Genomic DNA, 3,330 nt, shown 5'->3' with positions numbered 1-3,330 from the left:
CTGCGGGGTTGGGGGAGGGGTCAGGCCAGGTAGCTCGCCCCTTCGAGGGCACGGACCACGGCGTCGGTGGCGGCCTGGAAGGTCACCGACGGGTCAACGTCGAAGTAGACGCTCACCTTGGTGCCGTCGCTGCCCGTGGCGGTGCACACCACCCGGGTGGCGCTCGCCGGGTCGGCGGTGCGGCCGAGGGCCTTGTCGGCGGCCTCCCGGATCTTGGCACAGGCGTCGNCCACGTCGCACCCGGCCTTGAGGGTGACGTCAAGGCTGGTCATGTTGGCCTGGCGCACCGCGATCTTGGTGATGGCCGACGANTTGAGCTGGGAGTTTGGCACCACCACGGCGTTGCCCAGACGGTCGCGCACCGTGGTGTCGCGCCAACTGACGTCGGTCACCTGGCCGGTGATGCCGTTGACGGTGATGTAGTCGCCCGGCTTGATGGTCTTGGTGACCATGAGCGTGAGGCCGCCCACCAGGTTGGAGATGGTGGTCTGAAGGCCCAGGGAGACGGCGATGGAGGCGGCGCCGAGGGACGTGATGAGGGCGTTGGGGGCGACGCCGAAGACCGGCNGCAGGATCATGAGCAGCGCGATGATCCATACCGTCCCGCGCACGACGTTGACGAAGATCGANGCGTTGGGGACGTCGGCCTTCTCCAGGCCCTCCCGGGTCATGCGGGTGAGCACGCGCTCCACGCACCGGGCGACGACCGCCATCACCGCCACGAGGATGACCTTGCCCACCAGCACGCCGAGGTCGCTCTTGAAGAACGTCGCCACGTCGGCCGTCATCGTCCCGACACCCATGTCACTGCACCTTGACGATGGGGGCGAAGCCCTTCATGAGCTTCTTGGTCTGGCCGCTCTTGGCGAAGCGCACCTCGAGGGTGTCGCCCTTCACCGCCACCACGGTGCCGGAGCCGAACGTCTTGTGGTGCACGCGGTCGCCCGGCTCGAAGCTCTCGGCGGCTTTGCGGGGATCCTTGCGCACCGGAGCCGGCCGGGCCGTGCCCGAGGAGCGCGTCTGGTTGCCAAAGACCGAGCCCCCGTACACCGAGGAGCCCGTGCCGGAGCCGAAGGTGCCGCGGCGGTCGCNGCGCTTCTCCCAGCCNGTGCCCGAGAAGCNCGCCGAACCCACGCCGGTCACCTTGATGTGGCTCTCGGGGATCTCGTTCACGAAGCGGCTGCGGGGGTTGGCCTGGGTGGCGCCCCAGGTGCGCCGCGTGGCGGCATAGGTGAGGTAGAGGCGCTTGCGGGCCCGGGTGATGGCCACGTAGGCCAGGCGGCGCTCCTCCTCCAGGCGGGCCGGGTCGGAGTCGTGCGTCAGGTTGGGGAACAGCCCCTCCTCCNTGCCGCAGACGAACACCACGGGGAACTCCAGGCCCTTGGCGGANTGGATGGTCATCATCGTGATGGCGCTCGTCTNGCCCGAGCGGCTGTCGAGGTCGCTGCGGAGGGCCAGCCACTCCATGAAGGCGGGCAGCTGGGAGGAGGCCACGGCGNCGAAGCNGCCNNCGGCCGCGGGCGCGGCGCCCTCGTCCGGCGCGGCGAACAGGGCGCCCTGGCCGTCGTCGTCCACGGGCTGCGGGGCGGGTACGGCGCCGGGGTCGTCGNCGGCCTCGGCACNGGCCACGCCGGCCTCGCGGAGCTCCGCCAGCGACTCCAGGGCCGAGACCACGTCGTCGTGGCTCTCGTCGAACTCCTGGGCGATGAGCAGGAACTCGCGGATGTTCTCGATTCGTCCCTCGGCCTCGGGCGTGCGCTCGGCCTCGAGGGCGGCCACGAGCCCGGAGCGCTCCACGATGAGCTCCACCACGCGGGAGAGCTCGCCCTCGTAGTGGCGGGCCTCCTCCACAGCGCTCGTCCAGGCCGCCAGGGCGTTGCGCACCTTGGGCGAGAGGAGCCCGGCCTCGGCCACGCAGGCCTGGGCGGCCGAGAAGAACGGGATGCCGTGGGTCGCGGCGTAGGCGGCTATCTTGTCCTGGGAGGTGGCACCGATGCCGCGGCGGGGCACGTTGACCACGCGGCGGGCCGAGACGTCGTCGGCCGGGTTGAGCACGAGCTTGAGGTAGGCCATGACGTCGCGNATCTCGGCGCGGTCGAAGAAGCGCGTGCCGCCCACGATCTTGTAGGGCACGCCGGCACGCAGGAACATGTCCTCGAGGATGCGGCTCTGGGCGTTGGTGCGGTAGAAGACCGCCATGTCGTCGTAGGGGGTGCCGGCGGCGTGCAGCCGCTCGATCTCGGCAGCCACCCAGCGGCCCTCGTCGCGCTCGTCGGCGGCCTGGTAGGCCGAGATGGGCTCGCCGTCGCCCTCGTCGGTGAACAGGCGCTTGGGCTTTCGGTGGGAGTTGTTGGCCACCACGGCGTTGGCCGCGGCCAGGATGTGGCCCGTGGAACGGTAGTTCTGCTGCAGCTTCACCACGCGGGCGTCGGGGTAGTCCTTCTCGAAGTCCAGGATGTTCTGGATGTCGGCGCCGCGCCAAGAGTAGATGGACTGGTCGTCGTCGCCCACCACCATGAGGTTGCGGTGGAGCTCGGCCAGCCTCTTGGTGATGAGGTACTGCACATGGTTGGTGTCCTGGTACTCGTCCACCGAGATCTGGACGAAGCGCCGCTGGTAGCGGGCCAGCACCTCGGGGTGCCTCTCGAACAGGAGGAGCGTGTTCACGAGCAGGTCGTCGAAGTCCATGGCGTTGGCCACCATGAGGCGGCGCTGGAGCTCGGCGTAGACCCGGGCCGCCTTCTGGGTGGCGGGGTCGGCCGCCTGGGCGGCCATCTCGTCGGCGTCCACCATGGCGTTCTTGGCGGCACTGATCTTGGAACGGACCATNTTGACGGGAAACTGCTTGGTGTCGATGTCGAGGTCGGCCATGATGGCCTTGACCAGGCGCTTGGAGTCGTCNTCGTCGTAGATGGTGAAGTTGGGGCGGTAGCCCAGGAGCTCGGCGTCGTCGCGCAGGATGCGCACACCCATGGCGTGGAACGTGCACACCCACATGCCGCGTGTGCCCCCGGGGAGCAGGGCGCCCAGGCGCTCGCGCATCTCCGCGGCGGCCTTGTTGGTGAACGTGATGGCCAGGACCTGCCAGGGGGCCACGCCGAGGTCGGCCACCATGTGCGCGATGCGGTGCGTGAGCACGCGGGTCTTGCCCGAGCCGGCGCCGGCGAGCACGAGGAGCGGGCCCTCGCAGGTGAGGACCGCCTCGCGCTGGGCGTCGTTGAGCGAGTCGATGTCGATGGCGCTTTCTTGCATGGGGTCCCTCCGGGCGCGGCTGGGTGCGGTGCGGCCCTCCAGTCTAGCAGTGGCGGGCGGCGCGTCGGCGACGGGTTC

2 protein-coding genes are annotated in these 3,330 nt (G+C 70.0%); both read right to left on the bottom strand.

The window, feature by feature from the left end:
* Positions 1-20 precede the first annotated feature (20 nt).
* On the bottom strand, positions 21-803 hold the full coding sequence (locus JX283_RS08005; protein ID WP_204830107.1) for a mechanosensitive ion channel family protein: 783 nt from the start codon (positions 801-803) through the stop codon (positions 21-23).
* 1 nt (position 804) lies between these two features.
* Positions 805-3,252: an ATP-dependent helicase gene (locus tag JX283_RS08000; protein ID WP_204830106.1), complete on the bottom strand. Its 2,448-nt coding sequence runs from the start codon at positions 3,250-3,252 to the stop codon at positions 805-807.
* Between the last annotated feature and the right edge of the window lie 78 nt (positions 3,253-3,330).

It is taken from the genome of Olsenella sp. CU969 (assembly GCF_905219715.1).
In the GTDB taxonomy this organism is placed as follows: Bacteria; Actinomycetota; Coriobacteriia; order Coriobacteriales; family Atopobiaceae; genus Granulimonas; species Granulimonas faecalis.
Note: the sequence above shows the minus strand (reverse complement) of the source record. Positions and strands in the feature narration are given on the sequence as shown.